General features: G+C 72.8%; 20 protein-coding genes. 10 read left to right on the plus strand and 10 right to left on the minus strand.

Features of this window, described 5'->3' with window-relative positions:
- Nucleotides 1-13 precede the first annotated feature (13 nt).
- Nucleotides 14-1,192, minus strand: a complete 1,179-nt coding sequence (locus ACZ4S3_RS28540) for an ABC transporter substrate-binding protein (RefSeq protein WP_467939078.1) — start codon at nucleotides 1,190-1,192, stop codon at nucleotides 14-16.
- A gap of 171 nt (nucleotides 1,193-1,363) precedes the next feature.
- Nucleotides 1,364-2,395 (minus strand): ABC transporter ATP-binding protein, encoded by a 1,032-nt coding sequence (locus tag ACZ4S3_RS28545; protein WP_467939458.1) that lies wholly within the window; start codon nucleotides 2,393-2,395, stop codon nucleotides 1,364-1,366.
- A 196-nt stretch (nucleotides 2,396-2,591) separates the two neighbouring features.
- Here ACZ4S3_RS28545 and ACZ4S3_RS28550 point away from each other — a divergent pair, with 196 nt between their 5' ends.
- The 5 genes from ACZ4S3_RS28550 to glpK all read left to right on the plus strand — a co-directional run bounded on the left by ACZ4S3_RS28550 (nucleotide 2,592) and on the right by glpK (nucleotide 8,704).
- Nucleotides 2,592-3,050: a Zn-ribbon domain-containing OB-fold protein gene (locus ACZ4S3_RS28550; RefSeq protein WP_467939080.1), complete on the plus strand. Its 459-nt coding sequence runs from the start codon at nucleotides 2,592-2,594 to the stop codon at nucleotides 3,048-3,050.
- Nucleotides 3,047-4,237 (plus strand): lipid-transfer protein, encoded by a 1,191-nt coding sequence (locus tag ACZ4S3_RS28555; protein WP_467939082.1) that lies wholly within the window; start codon nucleotides 3,047-3,049, stop codon nucleotides 4,235-4,237. Before ACZ4S3_RS28550 ends, ACZ4S3_RS28555 begins: the two co-directional genes overlap by 4 nt.
- A gap of 168 nt (nucleotides 4,238-4,405) precedes the next feature.
- Nucleotides 4,406-6,154 carry a bifunctional diguanylate cyclase/phosphodiesterase gene (locus ACZ4S3_RS28560; protein WP_467939084.1) on the plus strand — a complete coding sequence of 583 codons (1,749 nt, stop codon included), beginning with the start codon at nucleotides 4,406-4,408 and terminating at the stop codon, nucleotides 6,152-6,154.
- Between the two features lie 150 nt (nucleotides 6,155-6,304).
- On the plus strand, nucleotides 6,305-7,072 hold the full coding sequence (locus ACZ4S3_RS28565; RefSeq protein ID WP_467939086.1) for an MIP/aquaporin family protein: 768 nt from the start codon (nucleotides 6,305-6,307) through the stop codon (nucleotides 7,070-7,072).
- Nucleotides 7,073-7,174: 102 nt separating this feature from the next.
- A complete protein-coding gene (gene glpK / locus ACZ4S3_RS28570; RefSeq protein WP_467939088.1) occupies nucleotides 7,175-8,704 on the plus strand; it encodes a glycerol kinase GlpK in 1,530 nt (509 codons plus the stop codon).
- A gap of 123 nt (nucleotides 8,705-8,827) precedes the next feature.
- Here the strand turns inward: glpK and ACZ4S3_RS28575 are convergent, their stop codons facing one another.
- From ACZ4S3_RS28575 to ACZ4S3_RS28585, 3 genes are all read right to left on the minus strand, one after another.
- Nucleotides 8,828-9,439: a GTP-binding protein gene (locus ACZ4S3_RS28575; protein ID WP_467939091.1), complete on the minus strand. Its 612-nt coding sequence runs from the start codon at nucleotides 9,437-9,439 to the stop codon at nucleotides 8,828-8,830.
- A gap of 253 nt (nucleotides 9,440-9,692) precedes the next feature.
- The gene (locus ACZ4S3_RS28580) at nucleotides 9,693-10,322 is read right to left on the minus strand and encodes a TetR/AcrR family transcriptional regulator (RefSeq protein WP_467939093.1); all 630 of its coding nucleotides are present in this window, start codon (nucleotides 10,320-10,322) and stop codon (nucleotides 9,693-9,695) included.
- Nucleotides 10,323-10,385: 63 nt separating this feature from the next.
- Nucleotides 10,386-11,249, minus strand: a complete 864-nt coding sequence (locus ACZ4S3_RS28585; RefSeq protein ID WP_467939095.1) for an alpha/beta fold hydrolase — start codon at nucleotides 11,247-11,249, stop codon at nucleotides 10,386-10,388.
- 179 nt (nucleotides 11,250-11,428) lie between these two features.
- Here ACZ4S3_RS28585 and ACZ4S3_RS28590 point away from each other — a divergent pair, with 179 nt between their 5' ends.
- The gene (locus ACZ4S3_RS28590; RefSeq protein WP_467939097.1) at nucleotides 11,429-12,253 is read left to right on the plus strand and encodes a PP2C family protein-serine/threonine phosphatase; all 825 of its coding nucleotides are present in this window, start codon (nucleotides 11,429-11,431) and stop codon (nucleotides 12,251-12,253) included.
- A gap of 9 nt (nucleotides 12,254-12,262) precedes the next feature.
- Nucleotides 12,263-13,267, plus strand: coding sequence for an MASE1 domain-containing protein (locus ACZ4S3_RS28595; RefSeq protein WP_467939099.1), 1,005 nt, complete (start codon nucleotides 12,263-12,265; stop codon nucleotides 13,265-13,267).
- 9 nt (nucleotides 13,268-13,276) lie between these two features.
- Here the strand turns inward: ACZ4S3_RS28595 and ACZ4S3_RS28600 are convergent, their stop codons facing one another.
- The 3 genes from ACZ4S3_RS28600 to ACZ4S3_RS28610 all read right to left on the minus strand — a co-directional run bounded on the left by ACZ4S3_RS28600 (nucleotide 13,277) and on the right by ACZ4S3_RS28610 (nucleotide 17,157).
- Complete coding sequence (locus tag ACZ4S3_RS28600; protein ID WP_467939100.1) at nucleotides 13,277-13,690, minus strand: DUF742 domain-containing protein; 414 nt, start codon at nucleotides 13,688-13,690, stop codon at nucleotides 13,277-13,279.
- 132 nt (nucleotides 13,691-13,822) lie between these two features.
- Entirely contained in the window at nucleotides 13,823-14,275 is a 453-nt protein-coding gene (locus ACZ4S3_RS28605; protein ID WP_467939102.1) for a roadblock/LC7 domain-containing protein, read from the minus strand.
- A complete protein-coding gene (locus ACZ4S3_RS28610) occupies nucleotides 14,272-17,157 on the minus strand; it encodes a sensor histidine kinase (RefSeq protein ID WP_467939104.1) in 2,886 nt (961 codons plus the stop codon). Before ACZ4S3_RS28610 ends, ACZ4S3_RS28605 begins: the two co-directional genes overlap by 4 nt.
- A 376-nt stretch (nucleotides 17,158-17,533) precedes the next feature.
- Between ACZ4S3_RS28610 and ACZ4S3_RS28615 the strand changes: the two genes are divergently transcribed.
- A complete protein-coding gene (locus ACZ4S3_RS28615) occupies nucleotides 17,534-17,917 on the plus strand; it encodes a hypothetical protein (RefSeq protein WP_467939106.1) in 384 nt (127 codons plus the stop codon).
- A 12-nt stretch (nucleotides 17,918-17,929) separates the two neighbouring features.
- On the opposite strand, the gene ACZ4S3_RS28620 is transcribed toward ACZ4S3_RS28615, so the two are convergent.
- Complete coding sequence (locus ACZ4S3_RS28620; RefSeq protein WP_467939108.1) at nucleotides 17,930-18,259, minus strand: bifunctional 3-phenylpropionate/cinnamic acid dioxygenase ferredoxin subunit; 330 nt, start codon at nucleotides 18,257-18,259, stop codon at nucleotides 17,930-17,932.
- A 171-nt stretch (nucleotides 18,260-18,430) separates the two neighbouring features.
- On the opposite strand from ACZ4S3_RS28620, the gene ACZ4S3_RS28625 reads away from it, so the two are divergent.
- A complete protein-coding gene (locus tag ACZ4S3_RS28625; RefSeq protein WP_467939110.1) occupies nucleotides 18,431-19,237 on the plus strand; it encodes an IclR family transcriptional regulator in 807 nt (268 codons plus the stop codon).
- Between the two features lie 418 nt (nucleotides 19,238-19,655).
- Nucleotides 19,656-20,741 carry an S-(hydroxymethyl)mycothiol dehydrogenase gene (locus ACZ4S3_RS28630; protein WP_467939112.1) on the plus strand — a complete coding sequence of 362 codons (1,086 nt, stop codon included), beginning with the start codon at nucleotides 19,656-19,658 and terminating at the stop codon, nucleotides 20,739-20,741.
- 28 nt (nucleotides 20,742-20,769) lie between these two features.
- Here the strand turns inward: ACZ4S3_RS28630 and ACZ4S3_RS28635 are convergent, their stop codons facing one another.
- Nucleotides 20,770-25,467, minus strand: coding sequence for a hypothetical protein (locus ACZ4S3_RS28635; protein ID WP_467939114.1), 4,698 nt, complete (start codon nucleotides 25,465-25,467; stop codon nucleotides 20,770-20,772).
- Nucleotides 25,468-25,483 lie beyond the last annotated feature (16 nt).

Consider the following 25,483-nt stretch of genomic DNA (forward strand, 5'->3'; position numbering starts at 1 on the left):
CTGTGCCCCGCCCCTATCCCTTGATCTCCGTCCAGGCGCGGGTCCATGCCGCGTAGTCGGTGCACTTGACGTTCGTCCGGCCGTCGAGGCACTGCGGGACCGGCGTGGTCCAGAAGTGGACGCGGCGGTAGTAGGCCTCGTCGTCGGCGTGGTAGACCGCGCAGTGCCGGGGATCGGCGGTTTCCTTGCAGGCCCTGGCGTTCGCCGGCGCCTCGCCGAAGTACTCGGCGACCTGGGCGTTGACCTTCGGTGAGACGATCCAGTTGAGCCATTTGTAGGCGCAGTTGGGGTGTGCGGCCTTGGCGGCGACCATCCAGGTGTCGGACCAGCCCGTCGCGCCTTCCTTGGGGAGGATGGCCTTGACCGGGGCCTTCTCCGCCTTGGCGGTGTTGGCGATGACCTGCCAGCTGGTGCCCAGAACGCTGTCGCCGCCCTTGAAGGCGGTGACTTCCTTCTGGTAGTCGCTCCAGTACTCGCCGATGTGCTGTCGCTGCTTCTTCAGCAGGGCGACGGCTGAGGCGAGTTGTTTGCTGTCCAGCGCGTAGGGGTCCTTGATGCCGAGCGCGGGCTCGGTCTTCATCAGGTAGAGCGCGGCATCGGCGATGTAGATGGGCGAGTCGTACGCGGTCACCTTGCCCGAGTACTTCGACGCGCCGTCGAAGACGGCCTTCCAGGAGTCGGGGGCCGGGGAGACCTTGTCGGTCCGGTACATCAGCAGATTGGCGCCGCGGCCGTGCGGAATGCCGTACATCTGCCCGTCCTTGGAGTTGAACGGGCGCATCTTGAGGCCGGAGAAGATGTCGCGGTAGTTCGGGACCAGCTTGGTGTTGACGGGCGCGACATCCTTGGCGGCGATCAGCCGCAGGGTGGCGTCGCCGGAGGCGGAGACGGTGTCGTACTGGCCGGTCTTCATCAGCGCGACCATCTCGTCGGACGTCCCGGCGATCTTGGTGTTCACCTTGCAGCCGGTCTGTTTCTCGAAGGGGTGCACCCAGTCGGTCTTGGGGTCGTTGGAGCCGTCCTCGGCGTAGCCGGCCCAGGCGATGATGTCGACCTGACCCTCGCCCTTGCCGACGGTTTTCTGTTCGGCGGGCCCGTCGCCGCCGCTCCCCCCGCTGCCGGCACCGCAGGCGACGGCCAGCAGCAGGACACCGGCCGCCGCGGCGGCCTTCCACGGTTTCGCGTTGCGCATGGTGAACTCCCCTGTCGCACACGGCTGTCGAGCCCCGTCAGTATCCGGAAACGGTCCGTCCGCCACCAGAGCGCGTCGGACATCCCACATCCCACGTCCGACGGCCGACGGCCGATGCCCCACGTCCGACGTCCGACGACCGATGCCCCACGTCCGACGTCCGACGTCCCATCAGCCCGGCACAGGGAAGGCGTCGCCGATGTCCCACAGGAGGTGTACGGCGGCACCCGGACGGGCCGCGTCCGGCAGCCCCGCGGTGTTCTGCCGGAGCACGGTGAGCCGGTCGTCACCGGCATCGAGGCGGACCGTGAAGCGGGTGTGGGCGCCGGCGTGGGCGATATCCGTGATCCGGCCGGGCAGGCACCGCTCCCCCGGTTCCGGGACGCTGTCGGGCGCCGCGATCCGGATCCGTTCGGGGCGGATGCTGTACGTGCCCGGGTTGCCGACGACACGGACCGCCGCCTCGTCACGCAGCAGGTTGGTGGTACCGACGAACCCCGCGACGAAGGCGGTGGCCGGCCGGTCGTAGACCTCCAGGGGCGGGCCGGTCTGCTCGATGCGGCCGCCGTCGAGGACGGCGAGGCGGTCGCTGAGCGTCAGCGCCTCCTCCTGGTCGTGGGTGACGAGGAGGAAGGTGACGCCGGTGGCCCTCTGGATGCGTTTGAGTTCGGTCTGCATCTCGTGGCGCAGTTTGAGGTCGAGGGCGCCGAGGGGCTCGTCGAGGAGCAGCAGTCCGGGGTTGTCTATCAGGGCGCGGGCCAGGGCGACGCGCTGGCGCTGGCCGCCGGAGAGCCGGTCGGGGCGGCGCGGTCCGTAGCCGTCGAGCCGGACGGTCGCCAGGGCTTCGCGGGCGCGGGCGAGCCGTTCGGGTTTGCGTACGCCGCGCACGGTCAGCGCGTAGGCGACGTTCTGCTCGACGGTCATGTGCGGGAAGAGGGCGTAGTCCTGGAAGACGGTGTGGACGTCGCGGCGGCTGGGCGGGAGGGCGGTGACGTCCCGGCCGGCGAGTTCGATGCGGCCGGTGGTGGGACGTTCGAAGCCGGCGATGAGGCGCAGGAGGGTGGTCTTCCCGGAGCCGGAGGGGCCGAGGAGGGAGAAGAACTCGCCCTGGTGGATGACGAGTTCGGCGTGGTCGACGGCGCGGACCGGGCCGAATTCCTTGGTGACGGCGGTCAGGTGTACGGCGTGGGGTGCGGCGGGCACGGCATCGGCTTTGGCGTCGGCTTCAGCGTCGGCTTCGGCTTCGGCGACGACTTCGGCTTTGGCGCGGGCGGCTTCGGTCACGGGTGCTCCCCCTCGTGAACGGCTTGATCGCGCCGGTGACTGTACCGGGGTTCCGCGCCGAGCGGCAGCGTGCCACACTCCTGACGTTCCGTCAGTTCTGGTTTCTGGAGGCGCCGTGCCACGCACACACAAGCCCGTGGTGCCGGGCTGGTTCGATCCGGACGCCGCGGAGTTCCGGCTGTTGGGCACGCGGTGCCGGGCCTGTGGCGCGGTGTTCTTCCCCCGCGAGGACTCCTTCTGCCGTAACCCCGGCTGCGCGGGCGGCGAGCTGGAGGAGGTGCCGCTGTCCCGCCGCGGCACGGTCTGGTCCTACACCGACGCGCGCTATCGCCCGCCCGCCCCGTACGTCTCCGCCCCGGACGCCGAGTGGCGGCCGTACACGCTGGTCGCCGTGGAGCTGGCGGCGGAGCGGATGGTGGTGCTCGGGCAGGCGGCGCCCGGCGTGGGCGTCGCGGACCTCGAGGTCGGCGCGGAGGTGGAGCTGGTTCCGGGCGTCCTCGACGAGGACGCGGAGCACATCTGGACGACCTGGCACTGGAAGCCGGTCGCCGTCGGCCACGGGGAGGGCGTATGACGTCCGACGTGGCGGTGCTCGGCGCCGGCATGCACCCCTGGGGCAAGTGGGGGCGCGGTTTCGTCGAGTACGGGACGAAGGCGGCGCGGGAGGCTCTCGCGGACGCGGGGCTCGAATGGCGCGCGGTGCAGAGCGTGGTCGGGGCGGACACCGTACGCGGCGGCTACCCCGGCTATGTGGCGGGGGCGACCTTCGCCCAGGCGCTGGGCTGGCAGGGCGCGCGGGTGACCAGCGTCTACGCGGCCTGTGCGTCCGGTGCGCAGGCCATCAACACCGCGCGGGCCCAGATCCTGGCGGGCATGGCGGACGTGGCGCTGGTCGTGGGCGCGGACGCCGCACCCAAGGGGTTCTTCGCCCCGGCCGGCGGCGCGCGCCCGGATGATCCGGACTGGCTGCGGTTCCGGGTGCTGGGCGCCACCAACCCGGCATATTTCGGGCTGTACGCGCGCCGCAGGATGGCGCTGTACGGCGATACGGTGGAGGACTTCGCCCAGGTCAAGGTGAAGAACTCGGCGGCGGGCGCGCTCAATCCGTATGCCCGCTACCGCAAGCGCGTCAGCGCGCGGGAGGTCGCCGCTTCGGCGGTGGTCTGCGATCCGCTGCGGCTGCTGGACATCTGCGCCACCTCCGACGGCGCCGCGGCGCTGGTCCTGACCAGCATGGACTTCGCCCGGCGGCACGGCGTCGCGGACCCGGTCCGGATCCGGGCGGTCTCCACGGCCACCCCGCAGTATCCGCGGACGGTGCTGGATCTGCCCGATATCGCCACCGACTCCGCGGCCGCCGTGCCGGAGCCGGCGACCGGCTTCCGGGCGTCCGTCGCGCGCCACGCCTACGAGGAAGCGGGCCTGGGCCCGCAGGACCTCTCGCTGGCCGAGGTCTACGACCTGTCCACCGCGCTGGAGCTGGAGTGGTACGAGGATCTGGGGCTGTGCGGGGCCGGCGAGGCGGCCAAGCTGCTGCGGGACGGCGTGACGGCGCTCGGCGGGCGGCTGCCGGTGAATCCCAGCGGCGGGCTGGCCTCCTTCGGTGAGGCGGTGCCGGCCCAGGCGATCGCGCAGGTCTGCGAGCTGACGTGGCAGCTGCGAGGCCAGGCCGGTGAGCGTCAAGTGGCGTGCGCCCGAGTGGGTATGACGGTCAATCAGGGGTTGTTCGGACACGGGTCGGCGGTCGTCGCCGTACGGTGAGAGGCAGGACGTGGGACGTCCTACGTCGGACCGGACATCGGCCCGGACGTCGTCCCCCTCGAAGACCGTGTGCGCATCGCGAGCCGGCCGCCCATACGCTCCGGAAGGATGCGTGAACAGTGCGTGAACCGGGCGTCGTTGGGTGGCCCGGGGCGGCATGCTGGCGCGGTGCCTGCCTGGATGGACCAGCTCCGATTCGCCTTTCAACCCGTCGTGAACCTCGCGACCGGCTCGGTCGCCGCGCTGGAGATACTCGCCCGTCCCGAGGACGGCGGGATGGATGTCCTGGGCTCCGCGCACCGCTGCCCCGATCTGGACGCCGAGCTGGCGGCGGTCGGAGTACGGGCCGCGGCACGCCAGGAGACGATGCTGCCGCTGCATGTCAATGTCTTCGCCGCGACGGTCGCCGAGCTGCCGTCGCTGACGTCGCTGGGCAAAGCCGTCCGCGATGTGGGTCGCCGGCCGTGGGAGATCACGCTGGACATCGGCGGACCGTTCACCCATGTCCCGCACCGGTCGCTGCTGGAGGCGGTGGCGGGACTGCGCGACGAGGGCTACCGGATCTGCGCGGACGGCGTCGGCGACGGTGATCTGCCGTTGCGGCTGCTCGGCGAGCTGACACCGGACCTCGTCAAGCTGGACCGGTCGCTGTGCGCGGGCATGGCCACCGACCGGGGGCGGCGGGCCGCGGTGGCCGCGATGCGGCAGCTGTGCGAAGAGGTGGGCGGACTGCTGGCGATCGAGGGCGTGGAGACCGAGCGGCAGTATGCGGCGGTGCGGGCGGTGGGGGTGCAGCTGGCGCAGGGGAATCTGTTCGCGCCGCCCGCGCGCCGGGCCACCGTCGAGGTGTACCTGCCGCCCGAGAGCCCGCCCGCGGTGCGTGGCCCCGTACCGTACAGCCCGCCGTCCGGGCCGCCGGTCGCACAGTTCCTGCAGCCCGCCGCGCTGCTGCCGATGTCCGCGTCGGCGGGTGCGGTGCGCAGCCATCTGACCGGGTTTCCCGCGGTGTCGGGGGTGCTGCTGGTGGACACCGACGGGGTGCCGGTGCGGGCGATCGACCGCGACCGGTTCCTGTTGTCGCTCTCCGGGCGGTACGGGCATGCGCTGTACGCCGACCGGCCGGCGCTACGGCTCGCGGACCGGCCGCGCACCGTCGGCGCGGACGCCACCGCCTGGCAGGTGCTCGATGTGATCGCCGACGGGGACCGGTCGCGGACCGGCGACGATGTGGCGGTGGTCGATGAGCGGGGCCGGTGCATGGGCGTGGTGCATCTCGCCGACATCGTGCGGGCGCTCGCCGAGAGCCGGGTGGAGGAGGCGGCGCGGCTCAATCCGCTGACCCGGCTGCCCGGTTCGGACGCGGTCAACGGCGAGGTGGACCGGCGGATAGCCGAGGGGCGGGCGTTCGCGCTGAGCTGGCTGGATGTGGACGGCTTCAAGCAGGTCAACGACGGTGCGGGGTTCGCGGCGGGCGATGAGCTGATCCGGTCGGTGGGACGGGTGCTGGCCGAGGTCGCGGCGCGTGAGCCGAACGCCCGGGTGGGGCATATCGGCGGGGACGACTTCCTGGTGCTGGCCGGGGCCGAGGGGCCGGCGCCGTTCGCGGAGGCGGTGCTGGATGTGGCGTGGTCGGCGGGCGGGCGGCCGGTCACGCTGTCGCTGGCGACGGTGGACTGCCCGCCGGGCAGCGTCAGCGGCCACGGTGAGGCGGCGGCCGCCCTCGCGCCGCTGAAGCAGGCCGCGAAGGCGCTGCCGGGGGCGAGCTGGGTGGTCGGCCGGCCGGGCTCGGAGCGTACGGAGGTGCGCCGGGGAGCCGCGGTGCGGGTACCGCCGCCGGCCGGGCCGACCACCGTGGGAACGGCCGGCCCGACCCCTTCGGCCACGGCCGGCCCCGAGGGCATACGGACTCGCCTGTAACGGCGTCACAGCGCTCCCCTCGGACCGGCCCGGATCCCCAACATCCTCTGGTGTGCGCGACCTTGACGACCCCTCACCCCGGGTGAACACTTCCCGGTGCCTGCACGGAGGACCGGGGAAACTCCCCCGGGCGAGGGCCAAGGAGCCGCCATGCATTCCAATGGAGACATCTTCGTCGGTGAAGTGATAGGCACCGCGATACTCATTCTCTTCGGCGCCGGTGTGTGCGCCGCCGTCACACTGCATTACTCGAAGGCGAGATCGGCGGGCTGGGTGGTGATCGCCTTCGGCTGGGGTCTGGGCGTACTCGCCGGGGCCTATACCGCGGCGCCACTGTCCGGCGGGCACCTGAACCCCGCGGTGACGGTCGGCTCGGCGGTCGCGGGCGGCACCGAGTGGTCGAAGGTGCCGCTGTACATCCTGGCCCAGATGGTCGGCGCGCTGATCGGCGCCGCGGCGGCCTGGGCGCTGTACTACGCGCAGTTCGCCGCCAACGCGGAGCAGGACAAGGCCCAGCCGACGGTGGGGATCTTCGCCACCGGTCCGGAGATCCGCAATCCGGCCGCCAACCTCGTCACCGAGATCATCGCCACCATCGGCCTGGTGCTGCCGCTGCTGTTCTTCGGCGAGAACAAGGGCATCGGCGTCGGCCAGGTCCCCGGCGCACAGGCCGGGGTCTACGGCTCCGGGATCAATGTGCTGCTGGTCGCGCTGCTCGTCGTCGGTATCGGCCTCTCGCTTGGCGGGCCCACCGGCTACGCCATCAACCCCGCCCGCGACCTGGGCCCGCGGATCGCGCACGCCCTGCTGCCGATCCCCAACAAGGGTTCCTCCGACTGGAGTTACGCCTGGATCCCGGTGGCCGGGCCGCTGATCGGGGCGGTGCTCTCCGGCCTGGTCTACCACGCGGCGTTCTGACCGGGCGGCGGCGCCGGGCACCGGTGCCGACCGCGCGGCGCCGCGAAACCGGCGGGCCCGCTGCACCCACTACCGGACCAGGACTTCAGGAGACGTGACGGGATGACCGAGCACACCGACAAGTACGTCGCCGCGATCGACCAGGGCACCACGTCGAGCCGCTGCATCATCTTCAACCACGACGGCGCGATCGTCGCCGCCGACCAGCGCGAGCACCGCCAGATCTTCCCGCAGCCGGGCTGGGTGGAGCACGACGCCACCGAGATCTGGTCGAAGGTGCAGGCCGTCGTGGCGGGCGCGCTGGCCAAGGCGGGGCTGCGGGCGGACCAGCTGAGCGCGCTGGGCATCACCAACCAGCGGGAGACCACGGTCCTGTGGGACCGGGCCACCGGCAAACCGGTACACCACGCCATCGTCTGGCAGGACACCCGTACCGCCCAGCTGTGCACCGAACTGGGCGGCGCGGACGGCCAGGACCGCTTCCGGGACGCCACCGGGCTGCCGCTGGCCAGCTACTTCTCCGGGCCCAAGGCGGCCTGGCTGCTGGATACGGTGCCGGGGCTGCGGGCCCGTGCCGAGCGCGGCGAGATCGCGTTCGGCACCATCGACTCCTGGCTGATCTGGAATCTGACCGGCGGCACCGACGGCGGGGTGCATGTCACGGACGTGACCAACGCGGGCCGCACCATGCTGATGAACCTCTCGACCCTCCAGTGGGATCCCTCGATCCTCTCGGCGATGCGGGTGCCGGAGGCGATCCTGCCGGAGATCCGGTCGTCGGCCGAGGTGTACGGAACGGCCGTGGGACAGCTGCAGGGGGTGCCGGTGGCCGCCGCGCTCGGCGATCAGCAGGCCGCGGTCTTCGGGCAGACCTGCTACGGCGTCGGCGAGGCCAAGAACACCTACGGCACCGGCTCGTTCCTGCTGCTGAACACCGGCAACCGTCCGGTGGCGTCCAAGAGCGGGCTGCTGACGACCATGGGCTATCAGCTCGGCGGCGAGGCGCCGGTCTACTGCCTGGAGGGCTCCATCGCCATCACGGGCGCCCTGGTGCAGTGGCTGCGCGACCAGCTGGGCATCATCGCGTCGGCGGCCGAGATCGAGCCACTGGCGGCGAGCGTTCCGGACAACGGAGGCGCGTACATCGTCCCGGCGTTCTCCGGCCTGTTCGCGCCGTACTGGCGCTCGGACGCGCGCGGGGTGATCACCGGGCTCACCGGCTTCGTCACCAAGGCGCATCTGGCGCGCGCCGTACTGGAGGCGACGAGCTGGCAGACCCGCGAAGTCGTGGACGCCATGTACCAGGACTCGGGGGTGCGGATCACCCAGCTCAAGGTGGACGGCGGGATGACGGCCAACAATCTGCTGATGCAGCATCAGGCGGATGTGCTGGGCGTGCCGGTGATCCGTCCGGTGATCCCGGAGACGACGTGTCTGGGCGCGGCGTACGCGGCGGGTCTGGCGACCGGTGTCTGGCAGGACCTGGACGAGCTGAAGGCCCACTGGAAGCGCGACACCGAGTGGACGCCGCACATGGACGGGCAGGCCAGGGAACGCGAGTACGGCAATTGGCGCAGGGCCGTGGAGCGCAGCTTCGGCTGGCTGTCCGAGGACACCGCGCAGCCTTCGTAGGGCACCGCAGCCTGCGTAGGGCGGGTCCGGCGTACGACCGCCCGGCTCGCGGCGCCGGCGTCTCCGGTTGGCGTATGGCCCGTACCCCGGACGGCGGGGTACGGGCCGTACTTCCGCGCCCGGTCAGGGAAGCGCGGGCGCCTGCCGCCGGTCGCTGACGTGCATCGCATGCTGGACGACGGCGATCAGCACATCCCGTGCGGAGTCCATGCGCCGTGCGTCGCACAGCATCACCGGCACTTCGGGGTCCAGGTCCAGGGCTTCGCGGATGGCGGCCGCGGGGTGGTGTTCGGCGCCGTCGAAGCAGTTGACGGCGACCGTGAAGGGCAGGCCGCGCCGCTCGAAGTAGTCGATCGCGGCGAAGCAGTCCGCGAGGCGGCGGGTGTCGGCGAGGACCACCGCGCCGAGGGCGCCGCGCGCCAGCTCGTCCCACAGGAACCAGAAGCGGTCCTGGCCCGGGGTGCCGAAGAGGTAGAGGACGAGTTCGTCGTTGAGGGTGATGCGGCCGAAGTCCATGGCGACGGTGGTGGTGGTCTTGCCCTCCACCCCGTCGAGGTCGTCGACCGGCCGGCCGGCCTCGGTCAGCCGCTCCTCGGTGCGCAGCGGTTTGATCTCGCTGACGGCGCCCACCAGGGTGGTCTTGCCCACGCCGAAGCCGCCCGCGACCAGGATCTTGAGCGTCATCGGGTCGGCGGCCGCGGCGGGGCGGCGGCGCTCAGAACGCCCGAAGGCCATGGGACTCTTCTCCTGAATTGCCGTGTATGCAGGGGGAAATCAATGCTTTTCCGGCCTGCCGGGAACCGGTGCAGCGCATCGTCGGCAGCTGCAAGGGCACGGTACAACGTGCGCTGCGCGGCGCCCACTTGAGGTGCGGGCTCATCCCGGCAGCATCCGGAACGGGTGCCGCCCAGAGGCCGTCAACCCGCGCAAATGGGCGCGGCGGAACAGGTCTGCCGGTGGGGCGGAGCGGGCCCGCCGGCGGCGCGGGTCAGCTCTGGGCGAGTGCCGCGGGCCGGTCGAGCAGCCCCAGGAAGCACACAAAGCTGGATTCCACGAAGGCGCACAGCTCGTCGCGGTCGCCGGCGCCGGCATCGGCATCGGCATCGGCGACCGGCCAGTTGATGACCGCTTCCTCGGCGAAGGCCATCCAGGCGCGGGAGGCGATGTCCAGCCGCGGGGCGTCCGGCATGCCCAGCCGCCGCTGGCCGTCGCGGACCCGGCGGGCGAGGGTCTCGCGGGTCTCGTCGAGGATGTCGGTCACCGCGGGATGGCTGCCCGCGGCGCCCCGGACCAGCGCGAGATAGACCTGGCGGTGCTCCATGACGTAGGCGACGAAGCCGGCGATGAAGGCCCGCATCCAGGGGACGGGGTCCAGCTCGGGATCCGGGTCGGTGGCGGCGGTGAAGCGGTCGCATGCCGCGCGGACCACGGCGCGGAAGAAGTCGCGTTTGGAGTCGAAGTAATGGAAGAGCAGTCCGCGGGAGATACCGGCCCGGCGGGCGACCTCGTCGGTCGAGAGTTCGTCCAGGGAGCGGTCGGCGAGCATCTCCAGACCGATGCCGACCAGCTGTTCCCTGCGCTGATCGGGGGTGAGGCGGGTGACCCGCTTGCCGGACATGGCCGCAGTTTACGGTGACGGCCGGGCCGGGACGCGCACGGTGCGTACCGGCCCGGCGGCCCGTCAGGCGTGCTTGCCCAGGTGATCGAGGATCTTGGGCGTGACCACGCCGGGAACCTCTTCGGGCAGCCAGTGGCTGGCGCCTTCGAGCTCCTCGAAGATGTACGGGCCGTCCATCCACTCCCCCGTCGATTCGGCCGCGGCACGGCCCAGGGCGACGTCCTCACTGCCCCACAGGAAGAGCGTGGGGACGGAAATCCGGCCCGCGGGCACGGAGATGACCGATGCCGGCGCCCGGTACCAGTTGAGGGTGGCGGTGAGCGCGCCCGGCTCGGCGAGCCTGCGCACATTGGCCTCGACCAGCTCGGCCGGGACCTTGCCGCCGTACGCGGCACGCAGCCGGCCGGCGTCGTCGGCGAGCAGGGATGCCTCCGCGGCGTGGCCTTCGGTGCGGAAGAAGCGGACGTAGTCCAGGCGGTGGTGCTGTTCGGGGTCCCCGGCGGCGGCGCGGTTGAGTGCCTCCGGATGCGGGGTGGCCAGGACGGTCAGCGACTTCAGCCGCTCGGGGTGGGCGCCGGCCAGCGCCCAGGCGACCATGCCGCCCCAGTCGTGCGAGACGAGGTGGAAGCGGCCGGCGCCCTGGGAGTCGGCGAAGGCCAGGGCGTCGGCGACGAGCTCGGGTACGGCGTAGTCGGCGATCCGCGGCGGCCGGGCGCCCGGGGAGTAGCCGCGCTGGTCGACGGCGACGGCACGGTACCCGGCCTCGCCCAGGGCGGGCAGTACGGCGCTCCAGGAGTCGGCGAACTCGGGCCAGCCGTGCAGCAGCAGCACGAACTCGCCGTCGGCCGGACCGGCTGCCAGGGCGTCGTAGGTGTGCGGGCCGACCTGTATTTCCAGGCGCTCGAAGGGAGCCGGTGTGGGTGCCATGGCGGCGCTCTCCTCATATTGACAGCTGCTTAACAGACACCGTACCGCCGTGTTGAGTATTGCTCAACAAGGGCGCGGGGCGAGCACGGCGCCCCTCCCCGTTCGGCGGTAACGTGAGAATTCAGCAGCGAGTGGCCGACCGGAACCGGCCGTCTCGAAGCTTCTGAGCGGAGTGTGGAATGCACCGGCGCCGCACCGACCCTGTCGCACCGCCCGAGGAGCTGCTGTGCCTCCTCGGGCAGCTCACCGGCCGGGTCATGGAACGGATCAAGCTCCAGCAGGCCCGGGTGGCGCTGGCCGTGGAACTGCAGCGCCATATGCTCCCGCCCGAGCTCCCGGCGCTGCCCGGGCTGCAGACCGCGGCCCGGTACGTGCCGGCGCAGACGGGCCTGGACATCGGCGGCGACTGGTACGACGCGTTCGCGCTGCCGGACGGGGCGTTCGGCTTTGTCATCGGCGACGTCCAGGGCCATGACGTGGAGGCCGCCGCGTTCATGGGTCAGGTTCGCACCAGCCTGCGGGCGCTCGCGGGCGCCACCACCGACCCCGGCGAGGTGCTGGGCCGGGCCAACAACCTGCTGCTGTCGATGCGCTCGGAGCTGATGGCCACCTGCACCTTCGCGCGCTTCGACCCGGCCAGCGGCGAGCTGGCCGACTCCCGCGCCGGACACGTACCGGCCATCTGGGGCACCGCCGACGGCGCTCAGGTCCTCCAGGACCCCGGCGGGCTGCCGCTGGGCATCCAGCCCAGCGGGCCGTACCCGGTCACCCACCGGCGGCTGACGCAGGCGGGCGCGTTCGTCCTGATCACCGACGGGGTGGTGGAAGGACCCGCCTTCCCCATCGAGCGGGGCCTGGCGCGCGTGGTCGAGCTGGTCGGCGCGGCCTACGACGCGGACGCCGACCAGCTGGCCGCCACGGTGATCGCGGTGGCCGACCTGACCGGACACAGCGACGACGCCGCCGTACTCGTCCTCCGCCACAACGGCGGTCCCTACACCTAGCAGGCCGATGTGCTGCGCAACGAGTGGCTGAGCCGGCACGGTCCCACGGCCGTGCGGATCCTCGGCGTCGCGGCCGTCTACTACGGCGGCGCCAAGCTGGGGCTGCTCCAGGAGCTGGTGCGCGGGCAGGTCACCCCGCTGTGGCCGCCCACCGGAATCGCGCTGACCGCCCTGCTCCTGTTCGGCCTCCGTATCTGGCCGGGAATCGCCCTGGGCGCCTTCCTGGTCAATGTGACGCTGGGCCCCTCGCCCCTGGTGGTCCTGGCGATCGTCGTGGGCAACACCCTCGGTCCGGTGATCTCCTACCGGCTGCTGCAACGGGCGGGGTTCCGGGTGAGGATGGACCGGCTACGGGACGCCGTGGCGCTGGTGTTCCTCGGCGCGCTGTGCGGGATGCTGGTGAGTTCGACCATGGGCAGCGGAGTCCTGGTGCTCTCCGGGGCGCTGAAGGCCGCCGATTTCTGGCCGACCTGGGCGGTGTGGTGGACCGGAGACGCTATGGGCGTGCTGGTGATCACGCCCGTACTGCTGCTCCTCGGCACCGTCCGCGCACCCCTTCGAGCCCGTATCCGTCCCCTGCGGTGGGCGGAGGCGGCGGCCCTGGGGGCCGGCACCCTCGTCGTCACCCAACTGACCGTGAGCAGCTCGATGAACCTGCTCTTCCTCGTCTCCCCCTGCCTGATCTGGGCCGCTTTCCGCTTCCAGCGCGCGGGCGCCGCACCGTGCGCCCTGCTGGTCTCCACGATCGCGATCATCGCCGCCGCCCAGCGGCACGGGCCGTTCGCCCACCACGATCTGTTCACCAACATGGTCACCCTGCAGGCCTTCAACGGGATCACCGCGCTGACCGCGCTGCTGCTCGCGGCGGTGGTCACCGAACGGCGCGACACCCACCGCGAGATCCAGCGGGTCGTCGCCCAGCTCAGTGAGGTCCTCGCCGACCTGGAGCCGGACGCCGCGCTGCGGCAGTGGCCGCCGCCGGAGCAGCACAAGCCGGACGACGGCGGTGGGTGACGGGCCGCCTCACAGCGCCCGCAGCCCCTCGATCACCTCACGCAGCACCCGCGCGTCCGGGAGTTCGGCAGGCGGTACGGGACGGCTGACGCGTACCAGCTCTGCCTCCAGCAGATCGCCGATGAACACCCGCACCACACCCACCGGCAGGTCGAGCCCGGCCGCCAGCTCGGCGACCGAGAGCGGCGCCCGACGGCACATCTCGACAATCTCGACATGCTCGGGCGACAGCAGCTGGTCGGCCACCGCCTGCTCGGCGCGGCTCTCGGCGATCACCTGCGCGATCAGGTCCAGCCGCCCCTCCGCGGTCGTACGGGTGCGCCCCCGGGTCATCGCGTACGGCCGCACCACCGGGCCCGCGTCGTCGTCGAACCAACGGGCCGCGCCCCGTTCCGGTACGGCGCGGCCGTCCTGATCGCTCATGCCGACACTCCCCCAGTCTCCGACCGGGGGTACCCCCACGCTGCGCCGGCCTCGCATTCGCGCGGCGCGCACCTGCCTTTGATGAGCTCGCCGCGCCCGCTCATGGCGTCACCGTCGTCGATCGGTCGTCGCTCAGGTGGCCGGCCCGGACCTGGGCGATGTGCCCAGGTGCGTTCCCACACGCTTGACCAGCAGCGTCATCTCGTACGCGATCAGCCCCACGTCGGAGTCGGCGTCGGCCAGGACCGCCAGGCAGCTGCCGTCGCCCGCCGCGCTGACGAACAGGAACGCATCGTCCAGCTCGACCAGGGTCTGCCGGACCCGGCCCGCGTCGAAGTGCCGGCCGACGCCCTTGGCCAGGCTGTGGAAGCCGGAGGCGACCGCGGCCAGATGCTCGCCGTCCTCGCGGGTCAGATCCTTGGAGGCGCCGGTGGCCAGCCCGTCGCTGGAAAGGATCAGCGCCTTACGGATGCTGCCGACCCGCTCCACCAGCTCGTCCAGGAGCCAGTTCAGCTCTCCGGATCCCTTCCCCGAAGCCGATGCGATGGCCGATGCGATGGACGTTGCTGCCTTCGATGCGGTCATGGACCGTCCCCTCCCGTTGTGGTTCCTGGTGCTGTGCTGCCACCGTCTTCGCCGTCGCGCGCCGGTGCGTCGCGGCCGGCCCGGTTGCGGTGGGCTTCCTCGTCACGCGCCGGGTCGTCGCCGTCGCGCGCCGGATCATCGCCGGCGGGCCGGTCCCCGGCCGTGGTGTCGTCGTTGTCGCGGCGGCCGCGCTGCCAGCCGCGCTGGAGCGAGGCCATCCGGGCCCGTACGGCCTCGGCGTCACGGTCGTCCTCGGGCTGATCGGCCGGGCGCTCCTCGGCCTGCCGGCCGGAATCCTTCTTGAGCTGCGGCGCCAGGCTGGCCTGACGTACCCGGCGCGGCAGCCCGCCCGGCGTCTGCGGAGGTAGGACATCCGACGTCCTACCTGGTGCCGTCTCCTCGGCGGGCTCGGGGCTCCGCGGACCGCTGCGTTCCTCCGGTTCCGGCGGCTCGGCGGACGCCTTCCCCCGCGCGTCGTCGCCGTGCCCCTCCCCGCCGTCGACCGTCCTGCCGTGGTCGGAGACCAGGACCGGCGGCTTGCGGCGGCGCGGCAGCGGCGCGGGGCCGCCGCCCGGCGCCTGGTCGCGGGTCTGCTGATGCTGCTCGGCGGCCGGGACCGGCGCGATGCCGGACGGCGAGGCCGGCGAGGCGGTGGGGACCGGCGCGATGCCGGACGGCGAGGCCGGCGAGGCGGTGGGGCCGGTCTGCCGGGCCGACGGTCCCCGGCGGTCCCGGCCGCGCTCTTGGTCGCGCTCCCGGCCCCGGAAGACGCTGTCCTCGTCGTCCAGGGCGCCCAGGTCGTCCAGGCCGAACGGCGCCTCGAGTTCGACCGGGCCGTCGAGGACCCGCGGCGTGCGGCCTTCCGGGAGCGCCGCCGGCCCCTGGGACAGCGCGGCCAACTTGCCCGCGGCGTGCTCCAGTTCGTTGCCGATACGGGCGTCCGCCGGCCGCAGGGCCTGCGGTCCGGTGTCCTCCCGGCCGCCGTCGGAGGTCTCGGTGAGGATCGCGCCGGGGATGAAGACCACGGCGGTGGTGCCGCCGTACGGCGAGGTCTGCAGGGAGACCCGTACGCCCTGCCGCTGGGCGAGCCGGCTGACCACGAACAGGCCGAGCCGGTCGGTGTCGGACAGCTCGAACTCGGGGGTCTCGGCGAGCCGGAGGTTGGCGTCCAGCAGGAGGTCGGGGGCCATGCCCAGGCCCCGGTCGTGGATCTCGAGGGTGAAGCCGTTGGAGACCCGCTCGCCGAGCACCTGGACGGCGGTGTGCGGCGGCGAGAAGACGGTGGCGTTCTCCAGGAGTTCGGCGATCAGGTGGGTGAGGTCGGAGACGGCGGGGCCGTCCACCGCGAGACGGGGCAGCCGGCGGACCTCGATCCGCTCGTAGTCCTCGACCTCGGCGACCGCGGCGCGCACCACGTCCATCAGCTGGATCGGCTTGCGCCACTGCCGGGAGGGGGCCGCGCCGGAGAGAATGACCAGGCCCTCGGCGTGCCGCCGCATACGGGTGGTGAGGTGGTCGAGCCGGAAGAGGTCGGCGAGTTCGTCGGTGTCCTCGGTGCGCCGCTCCATGGCGTCCAGGAGGGTCAGCTGCCGGTGCAGCAGCACCTGGCTGCGGCGGGCGAGGTTGACGAACACCTCGGAGACGCCGCGGCGCATATCGGCCTGTTTGACGGCGGCCTCGACGGCGGCCCGCTGGAGGGTGTTGAGCGCCTGGCCGACCTGGCCGGTCTCGTCCTGGCCGAATTCGAGCCGGGGTGCCTCGGTCTCCACATCGACCTGTTCCCCGGCCGCCAGCCGCCGCATCACGCTCGGCAGCCGTACGCCGGAGACCTCGTGCGCGGCCTTGCGCAGCCGGGTCAGGTCCTTGACGTGCTTGCGGCCGATCCGGAAGGAGACGATGACCGAGACCAGCAGCGCGACGAAGCCGAGCACCCCGGCGATGGCGGCCTTGAGGATGACCCTCGTCGCGTACGGCTCGACCCGCTGCTCATAGCGGTCGCCGGAGTCCTTGCCCATCCGGGTGAGGTCCTCGAGCACCTTGTCCGCGGCGGTGTTCCAGCGCTCGGCGTTGACGACGTGCGGGGCGGACCGCGCGCCCGCCGCGATCGCCGCGTCCTCGTAGGAGGTCACCTCGCGCGCCCTGGCGGAGCGCCAGTAGTCCGCGTAGATGCCGCGGTCCTTGGCGGGCAGGAGAGGGAGGCTGGTGCCGTACAGGATCCGGCGCTCGGCGACCCGGTCGGCGAGCATCCGCAGATCCCGCCTGGTCATGCTGCCGGAGGCGAGCGCCGCAGACATCAGCGCGTCCTCGCGGGAGAAGGACTCCCGGGCGCGGGTGACCTGCACCAGCGCGCGGGCCTGCTTGTCCATCTCCACGCTCTGCAGGGCGTTGAGTGAGGCGAGGAAGTCGTAGTTGGGGTCGACCATGGAGTTGTACGCCTCCAGGGTCTCGTCGCGGCTGACGGTGTTGTCCTCGACCTGTTTGCGCAGTTCCGGGAGCCCGGCGAGGGTCTTGACGACGCCTTCCGCCTGGCTTGCGACGTCGCCGCGCAGTTCGCTCAGCACATCGGGATCCCGGGCGCTGCCGCGCAGCCGGGAGATGGCGGAGTCGGTGGCCCGGGTCTGCTGCCGCAGCTGGGTGAGCGCGTCGGCGCCGCGCCGGTCCGCGAGATACAGCAGGCTCTGGCGGCGCTCGCGCTGGAGGGCCTGGACGACGTCCTCGGCCGGATAGCCGACCTTCCGCATGACATTGGCGACGTCGAGCAGTTGGTTGGCCTCGCGCCCGGTGATGTACGTCGCGAACGTCCACATGGCTGTCAGGGACACCAGCGGTACGAGCAGCAACGCCACGATCTTCCGGCGGATCGACTTCCCGCGAAAGCGCATGGCCTCCCCTACGTCAACCCCGGCGCACGGGGGTGGTGTTCCGTCAACAAACGGCGTGAGCCTACTACTGCCGGGTGACCAACCCGAAGGCCTGCCTGGGCGTTGGGGAACCGAGGGCGCGGCGGGACCGTCATGAGTTACCCGTGGATACACGCACAACCGGCCCGTGATCAGGGGTCTTGGCCGCGGTGGTGGCACCCGGCGAGCGGTCCGGCCGATTGGCCGGATTTCCCCTACCCCGGGGAACACCTCGCCGGAACGGTGCGTGACGATAAGGGAGGACGGTGAGCGGCGCCAGGGGCAGGTACCCGGTGAAACCCGGGCAGCCACCCAGGAGCCGGACAGGCGGGGCGAGTGCGGGGAGTGTGACGCTTTCATGGACACCGGCAGGCGTCCCTTGTGGCAGGAAGAGCCGGCACCCCGGCGCCGGATGGCGGAGCCGGTGCGGACGGCCGCCGTGCGTGCCGTCATCATCGTCGCGATCACGCTGATTCAGGCCATGGTGGCATTCCTGAGCACGCTGGCGGGTTCCTGGCTTGCGTTCCCCGCGGTGCTCGGCACGGTCGCGGGCACTGTGGTAGCGACCTGGGCGGTGCTGGATGTGTGGGTGACCCGGCAGGTCTGGGTGCAGCGCCACGGCGTGCAGTCCCAGCCGAGCAGTACGGCGCGGCAGTTGCGCCGTGAGCGGCGGCAGGCGCGCCGGGCGGCGGCACGGGAGAACCGGGACGGCCGGTCCCAGGCCGACCGCGCGGCCGCCTGAACGCGCCGATCGTTACGCCACCGCCTCTTCCCTGACGGCGGGCCGGACATGGATCATCCCGTCCACGACGCTGACCTCGTGGGTCCGCACGGGCCGGCGGGCGGGCAGGCAGGTCGGTGCTCCGGTGCGCAGGTCGAACAGTGCCGCATGCAGCGGGCATTCGACGAAGCAGCCCTCGACCCAGCCCTCGGAGAGCGAGGCGTCCTGGTGGCTGCAGGTGTCATCGACGGCGTAGAAACCGCCTTCGGCATGGAAGACGGCGATCGCCGGTGTGGCGTCGTCGATCTCGATCCGTACGGACTCGCCCTCGGGCAGGTCTTCGATGCGGCAGACGGGAATCATCTGGCCCCCCTCGCGCTGATCGGTATCATGGCGTTTTGAATAACGCATCGCAGAGCGCGATGCGCAACAGAATCCAAGTCGGGGAGCGGGCCGTCAAGGGCTTTCCGGAGATCCGGACAGCTGCCCTGTGATGCGCTTGGCGCCGGCCAACGGGCGGTGACGCAAAGACCCATGTCAAACACGTCGAATACGTCGAGCGGGACGGCGGAGGAGCGGCGCGGCGGGGCGGGATCCGTCCAGTCCGTGGACCGCGCGGTAAGCGTGCTGGAGATCCTGGCCCGGCTGGGAGAGGCCGGGGTGACGGAGATTTCCGAGGAGCTGGGCGTCCACAAGTCGACCGCCTTCCGGATCCTCGGGGTGCTGGAGAACCGCGGGCTGGTGGGCCAGGAGAAGGAACGCGGGAAGTACTTCCTGGGCGCCGGGGTGCTGCGGCTGGCCGGGGCCGCCGCGATCCGGCTGGACATCTCACAGGAGGGCCAGCCGGTGTGCCGGGCGCTCGCCGACGACACCGGGGAGACCGCCAACATCGCGGTGCTGGACGGCGATGCGGCGGTCAACATCATGCAGGCCAGAGGCGCCGCCGCGGTGACCGCCTACAACTGGCTGGGCCGCCGCACCCCGCTGCACGCCACCGCCAGCGGCAAGGTGCTGCTGGCGCATCTGCCCCGGGAACGCCGGGAGACCCTGGCGACCCGCAAGCTGGCCCGGTTCACCGAGAACACCCTGACCGCGGCGGGTGAGCTGCGCGAGCAGCTGACGGCCGCGTTCCACGACGGATTCGCGCGCTCCACGGAGGAGTTGGAGATCGGCCTGAACGCGGTGGCGGCGCCGGTACGGGCGCACGACGGCGCGGTGATCGGCGCGATCGGCGTCTCGGGTCCGGCGTACCGCATGGAACGCGCCCTGCTCCCGGAACTCGCCGAGCGGTCCGCCAAGGCCGCGGCCGAACTCTCGCGGCGGATGGGGTATTCGGGGTAACCGGCTCGCTGCCGGGGCGCTGCGCTGGGCCTGGCCGTACGTGGTTGGCTTTCCCGCCGTTGCCGGTTCGCTGCGCTTGGCCCCGGCCGTACGCGGTTGGCTTTCCCCGCCGTTGCGCCTGCGGCGGGCGGGTTCCGCTGCGCGGGGCTGTTCGGCTGCGGTGCCGGGCCTCCACGGCTTCGCCGCTGCGGCCCACCACCTCCCGTGGGTGGGTGGGGAGGGCTGGTGGGGGCTGGTGCCGTTGTGCCGGGTGGGGTGGGTGGTGTGGTGGGTGGGCGGCGTAAAAGTCCCCTCTTGACGGATCCCTGACGGACTTCCAGCATGTCTCCCATGGCGCAACGCAGCGCGCCATAGGCAACTTTGGGGCGACGCCGCCGCGCTGACGGATCGCCGTCCGGGCGTTGTTGAGGAGTGAGACATGCCGTACGAAGTCCGCGCTGTCGTCGCCGTGAAGAAGGGTGCGCCCGTTGAGGTGCGCACGATCCTGGTGCCGGATCCGGGGCCGGGGGAGGTGCTGGTCGGGGTGCAGGCGTGCGGTGTCTGCCATACGGATCTGCACTATCGCGAGGGTGCGATCGGGGACGATTTCCCGTATCTGCTGGGGCATGAGGCGGCGGGTGTGGTGGAGGCGGTCGGTCCGGGTGTGACGGAGCTGGTGCCCGGTGACTATGTGGTGCTTGCCTGGCGGGCGCCGTGCGGGCAGTGCCGGTCGTGTCGCCGTGGCCGTCCCTGGTACTGCTTCGACTCGCGTAACGCCGCCCAGCGGATGACCCTCCTGGACGGTACCGAGCTGACCGCGGCGCTGGGTATCGGTGCGTTCGCCGAGAAGACGCTGGTGGCGGCCGGGCAGGCGGTGAAGGTGGATCCCGCCGCGCGGCCGGAAGCGGCGGGGCTCATCGGGTGCGGGGTGATGGCGGGGTACGGCGCCGCCGTGCACACCGGCGGCGTCGGCAGCGGCGACACCGTCGCCGTCATCGGCTGCGGAGGCGTCGGCAACGCCGCCATCGCCGGCGCCTCGCGCGCCGGTGCCCGCCGGATCATCGCCATCGACCTCGACGACGGCAAGCTCGACGCCGCCGAACGGTTCGGTGCCACCGATACCGTCAACTCCCGTGGTACGGACCCCGTCGAGGCGGTGCGCGGGCTCACCGGCGGCCACGGCGCCGACGTCGTCATCGACGCCGTGGGGCGGCCGGAGACCTACCTTCAGGGCTTCCACATGCGCGACCTCGCCGGGACCCTCGTCCAGGTCGGCGTCCCCGAACCGGAGATGACGGTCGAGCTTCCGCTCATCGACCTCTTCTCCCGCGGCGGCGCCCTGAAGTCCTCCTGGTACGGCGACTGCCTGCCCAGCCGCGACTTCCCCGTCCTCATCGACCTCTATCTCAGCGGCAAGTTCCACCTGGACCGGTTCATCACCGAGACCATCGCCCTGGACGAGGTGGAGTCCGCCTTCGACAAGATGCAGCGGGGTGAAGTGCTGCGCTCCGTGGTGGCGCTGTGACGTCCCCGTCGGGCGGTGGAGGGGTCCGTCAGCGGCCGGATCCGTCCGGGGCGTCGTCCGGTCCGGTCTCCTGCTGAGCGGGCAGCTGCGGCGGCTCGCCGGGGCGGCGGTACATCCGTGTCGCGGTGATCTGACCGTGCACCACCTCCCCGGACGGGTCCTGCTGCGGCAGTCCCGGCCGCAGATGCTCCTCGACGCTGATGTACTTCAGCCCCGCGCGCAGGTCGGCGTCATTGCGCAGCCGGATGACCAGCGGGAACTCGGCGAGCGCGGTGGTGTCGAACAGGCCGGTGGTGTAGAGGAGCTGGACGCCCAGCGCGTCGGCCACGGCGCGCTGGAGTTCCAGGAGATACGTGGCGTTGGCGCGGCCGATGGGGTTGTCGAGGAACAGCGTGCCGGCGTGCCGCTGCTTGTCGCGGCCCCGGTCGTTGCTGCGCAGAGCCGCCATCGTGCAGTACAGGGCGATGGCGGCGGTCAGCAGCTGGCCACCGGAGAAGACATCGCCCATCTGGCCGACGGACACCCGCTCGGCGCGCAGCACCGCGTCCGGCTTGAGGATTTCCACGGCCACGCCGCGCGGCTGGAGTGCGGCGCCGACTCCGCGCAGGAGAAGGGACATGCCGTCGCGGCGCAGGTCGCTGTTCTTCTTGACGGCCGAGCGGGTCGCCTCGTCGATGACCTCGCCGAGGCGCTCGGTGAGGGTGGCCTGGTCCGGGTCCTCGAAGCGGATGCGCAGGAACTCCTGGCCCGACCACTCCCCCAGGCCCTCGGGGAGCCGGGACAGCCGCTGGGCGGAGCGCAGGGTGGTGAGGGACGACTCGACCAGGCCGCGGAGGCGGTCGACGATGGAGTCGCGGTTGCGCTCGAGCTGCTCGAGTTCGTCGGTCAGGACGCGCAGGCGGGGCGCGAAGGCCTCGGCCCACTTGGCGGCGTGGTCGGGGAGGGCGGCCGCGGGCAGTTCGCGGATCTGCTGGCGGGCGGGGGTGCGGACCTGCTCGTAGCGGGTGGAGTTGGCGTGCCGTACGAGGATGTCGCAGGCCTCGCGCACCGCGGCGTCGGCGGCGGAGAGGTCGGCGGCGCAGCCGCGCAGCGAGCGGCGGGACTCGGCCGCGGCCTGCCGGGCCTCGGCGAGATGGCCGGCGTACGGTTCGGTCCCGCCGTCCGCCGTGTCCTCGGTGTCCTGGTGGTCGCGGAGCAGATCGCGCAGCAGGGCGGCGGTCTCGTCGAAGCCGCCGGCCGCGTCCTCGGCGGCGCGGTGGCCGCGCAGCAGGTCCTCGTGCCGGGCGCGGGCGGACTCCAACGCCTCGGTGGCGGTGGCCAGTTCGGCGTTTGCGGTGCGCAGCAGTTCCTTGGCGCCGTCGGCGTCCTTGGGGACCAGTTCGTCGGGGAGCTCGGTGTGCGCCTCGCCGTCGGTGGGTGCCAGCCGTTCGGCCTCGCCGCGCAGCCGGCCGAGCTGCTCGCTGGCGGCCGAGGCGCGGGTCTCCAGCATCTGGACGAGCGATTCGGCGCGCGCCGCGGCGGCCTGGCGGGACGGACCGTCGGCGGCGTCCGGGCTCTGCAGGAGCGCTTCGGCGCGGGTGCGGACCTTGTTGGTGAGGCGGTTGAGCTCGGCCAGGGCGGCGGACTCGTCGCCCTCGGCGCGGGCCTGTTCGGCGCGCAGATCGGCGCCGACGCCGACCTTTTCGTAGAGCTGGGAGGCGGCGCGGTAGGCCTCGCGCAGGGCGGGGAGGGAGGCGTTCGCGCCTTCGGGGGCGTCGCCGATGTCGTCCGGTACGCCGGCGATCTCGGACCGCTCGGCGCGCAGCGCGCGGGTGGTACGGCGGGCGTCGTCGGCGGCGCGCTGTACGGCCCGGCGGTCCTCGTCGGCGGCCCGCGCGCGGTCCACGCACTCCTCGGCCCTGGCCTCGAACTCGACCGCCTCGTCGGCCAGTTCCCGTAGCCGCGACTGCCAGGCGGCGCGCTCGCGCAGCCGGTGGGCGAGCCCGGCCAGCAGATCGGCGGCGCGGCGGGCGCGCTGCGCGGCCTCCTGCCGCTCGTCGCGCACCCCGGTGGCCTCCGCGGCGACCTCGTCGGCCTCGGCGCGGACCGTACGGGCCTCGGCCAGCTCGGCCGCGGCCTCCTCGGCGGCCGTACGGGTCTGCTCCGCGGCGGCGGCCAGCTCGGCGAGGCGGCCGGCCGGGCATCCCGTACGCCATGAGCCGAGCCGGGCGGCCAGCGCGCGGTCCCCGGCGAGGCGGGCGGCGAGGGCACGGATCTCCTCGTCGCGCTCGATGGCGCGGGCGCGCAGTGCCTGGCGTTCCTCGTCGGCGGCGGATTCGTCGTGCATCGCCGGGTTCGGCGGGACGAGGAATACGCCGGAGTCGCGGCCGTCGGGGGCCGGGGTGGGGGCGAGCAGGGCGGCGGCGGTGCCGACGGCGACCGCGGAGCGGGGCAGCAGCGCGGCCTGGGCGAGCACCTCGCGGGCCCGTGCGTGGGTGTCGGGGTCGGTGATGATCACGCCGTCGACCAGCTCGGGGCGGGCGGCCAGCACCCGGGCGTGGTCGGCCGGGTCGACGGACTGGGCGAGGTAGCGCCAGCCGGGCAGCGCGGGCACGCCGTGCTCGCCCAGGTACTCCACGGCCGCCAGCACATCGGGCCCCGGCGGCAGCAGCCCGCCGTCGCCCAGCGCGCCGAGAATCCGGGAGTCGTCGGCGGCGGCCGTCCGCAGGTCGAACAGCTGCCGCTCGGCCGCGGCCACGCCGTCCTCGAGCAGCTCGCGCAGCGCCTCGGCACTGCGGTCCAGCTCCTCGGCGGTCAGCGACCCGGCGGCGGGAGGGGTGGCGTCCGTACCGGAGCCGGCGGTACGGGGGCCGGGCAGCGCGAGGGATCCGGTCTCGGGGAGTCCGAGGAGGTCGGCGAGCCGCTGCTCGGCGCCCAGGGACCGGGCGGCGCGGCGCTCGGCGTCATACGCGCGTTCCGCGGCCTGCGCGGCGTCCTCGGCGCGGGCCGCCGCCAGCTCCGCCGCGGAGTGCCGGGCGGCGGCTTCCCTGGCCCGGTCGGTGGCCTGCCGGGCGGCCTCGCGGGCCGCATCCCAGGCCTGCACCGCGGTCTTCTCGGCGTCGGAGGCGGCGAGCGCGGCGCGGGCCGGATCGGCGTCCGGGGCGGAGTCGTCCAGCCAGCCGGCCCGGACGGCCTCGGCGGTCTCCTCGGCGACTTCGGCGAGCCGCTGCTTGAGGTGATCGGCCTCGCTGCGGGCGCGCTGGGCGTGGGTGGCGGCGGCGGTGGCGTCGCGGTGCGCCGATTCGCCGGCCTCCTGGAGGGCGGCGGAACGCTCCTCCTCCTCGTTGGCGATCCGCTCGCCGGCCTCGGCGGCGGAGTGCAGGGCGCGGACGAGGTCGGTGGCGGCGGTGGCGCGGGCGGCGAGCGCCGGGGCGGCGTCCCGCTCGGCCTCGCGGATGGCGGCGGCGACCCGCGCGCAGCGGTCGGCGGCGGCGCGGTGCCGCAGCGCGATCTCGGCGGCCTGCCAGGCGCTGTGCAGCGTACGGGCGTCGTTCAGCTCGCGGCGCTGGGCGGCGGCGCCCTTCTCGGCGGCGGCCAGTGCCAACGAGGCGTGGCGATAGGCGAGTTCGGCGGAGACCAGGGAGCGGCGCTCGCGGGTGCGTTCGGCGTCGGTGACGCGGTGTGCGGCGGCGGCGAGCTGTTCGGCCAGCTCGGCGGCCCGGCCGCGCTCCTCGGTGCCGCGCGCGTGCAGCCGCTGGGCCAGGCCCCGGGTGCGGCGCTCGGCGCCCGCGTGCACCTCGCGGGCGCGCTCGCGCTGCTCGGCGGTCTCGGCGATCCGTGACAGCAGATCGAGGGAGCCGGCGGTGAAATCCCGTTCGGCGGTCAGTTCGGCGCGCCGGCCGAGCTTGTGGGCGAAGCCGTGCACGAGGTCGGCGAGGCCGTCGGTGTCGCGGGTGTCGGTGACGGCGCGCAGCAGCAGGTCGGTGAAGTCGGAGTCGTTCTTGACGGCGAACAGGCCGGCGGCCTCGCCCTCGTCGGCGTTCATCTCGCGCTGGTAGCGGAACAGCTCCGGGTCCAGGCCGAGGACGCCGAGGTGTTCGTTCCAGCGTTCGTGGATCTCCTCCCACACGACGTCCAGGTTCGGGTAGTTCTTCCCGGCCTCGGTGAGGACGTCGCGGAAGCCCTTCATCGTGCGGCGGCGGCCCTGCGCCCCGGAGGCGCCCTCGCCGTTCTCCTGGCGGGGCCGGACGACGGTGGCCTCGGCCACCGGGAGGGAGTCCAGGCTCATCCCGGGGCCCGGCCGGAAGCTGTACCAGGCCTCGGCGAACTTGCGGGGGTCGTTGGAGACCTGGCGGCCGCGCCATTCGCTGGCCTTGCCGACGACGATGCTCTCGCCGGTGAGAACGTGCTGCCACTCCAGCGCGACATGGCCGCAGTCGTCGGCGAGCAGGAACTTGCGCAGCACGCCGGAGCTGGCGCCGCCCAGGGTGTTGCGGTGGCCGGGCAGCATCACCGAGAAGATCAGCTTGAGCAGGACGGACTTGCCGCCGCCGTTCTCCAGGAAGAGGACGCCGGCAGGCGCCGGGCGGCGCGGCGGGCCGACCGGTTCGTCCTCGAAGAAGTCCGCCTGGGCCGGGGCCGGTTGGGGCACGGGCGCGCCGACTCCGCGCAGGTCCAGCACGGTGTCGGCGTAGCGCGCACCGGCGGGCCCGATGGAGTAGAGGCGGACCCGGGACAGCTCGTACATGGCGGACTCTCGTTGT

This window comes from Streptomyces sp. NPDC028368 (genome assembly GCF_055565615.1).

Bases quoted from the DNA above. Each gene is read 5' to 3' on its own strand.
- ACZ4S3_RS28540 (WP_467939078.1), bottom strand. From the start codon at position 1,192: ATGCGCAACGCGAAACCGTGGAAGGCCGCCGCGGCGGCCGGTGTCCTG.
- ACZ4S3_RS28555 (WP_467939082.1), top strand. From the start codon at position 3,047: ATGACGTCCGACGTGGCGGTGCTCGGCGCCGGCATGCACCCCTGGGGC.
- ACZ4S3_RS28565 (WP_467939086.1), top strand. From the start codon at position 6,305: ATGCATTCCAATGGAGACATCTTCGTCGGTGAAGTGATAGGCACCGCG.
- glpK (WP_467939088.1), top strand. From the start codon at position 7,175: ATGACCGAGCACACCGACAAGTACGTCGCCGCGATCGACCAGGGCACC.
- ACZ4S3_RS28575 (WP_467939091.1), bottom strand. From the start codon at position 9,439: ATGGCCTTCGGGCGTTCTGAGCGCCGCCGCCCCGCCGCGGCCGCCGAC.
- ACZ4S3_RS28580 (WP_467939093.1), bottom strand. From the start codon at position 10,322: ATGTCCGGCAAGCGGGTCACCCGCCTCACCCCCGATCAGCGCAGGGAA.
- ACZ4S3_RS28585 (WP_467939095.1), bottom strand. From the start codon at position 11,249: ATGGCACCCACACCGGCTCCCTTCGAGCGCCTGGAAATACAGGTCGGC.
- ACZ4S3_RS28590 (WP_467939097.1), top strand. From the start codon at position 11,429: ATGCACCGGCGCCGCACCGACCCTGTCGCACCGCCCGAGGAGCTGCTG.
- ACZ4S3_RS28600 (WP_467939100.1), bottom strand. From the start codon at position 13,690: ATGAGCGATCAGGACGGCCGCGCCGTACCGGAACGGGGCGCGGCCCGT.
- ACZ4S3_RS28605 (WP_467939102.1), bottom strand. From the start codon at position 14,275: ATGACCGCATCGAAGGCAGCAACGTCCATCGCATCGGCCATCGCATCG.
- ACZ4S3_RS28610 (WP_467939104.1), bottom strand. From the start codon at position 17,157: ATGCGCTTTCGCGGGAAGTCGATCCGCCGGAAGATCGTGGCGTTGCTG.
- ACZ4S3_RS28615 (WP_467939106.1), top strand. From the start codon at position 17,534: ATGGACACCGGCAGGCGTCCCTTGTGGCAGGAAGAGCCGGCACCCCGG.
- ACZ4S3_RS28620 (WP_467939108.1), bottom strand. From the start codon at position 18,259: ATGATTCCCGTCTGCCGCATCGAAGACCTGCCCGAGGGCGAGTCCGTA.
- ACZ4S3_RS28625 (WP_467939110.1), top strand. From the start codon at position 18,431: ATGTCAAACACGTCGAATACGTCGAGCGGGACGGCGGAGGAGCGGCGC.
- ACZ4S3_RS28630 (WP_467939112.1), top strand. From the start codon at position 19,656: ATGCCGTACGAAGTCCGCGCTGTCGTCGCCGTGAAGAAGGGTGCGCCC.
- ACZ4S3_RS28635 (WP_467939114.1), bottom strand. From the start codon at position 25,467: ATGTACGAGCTGTCCCGGGTCCGCCTCTACTCCATCGGGCCCGCCGGT.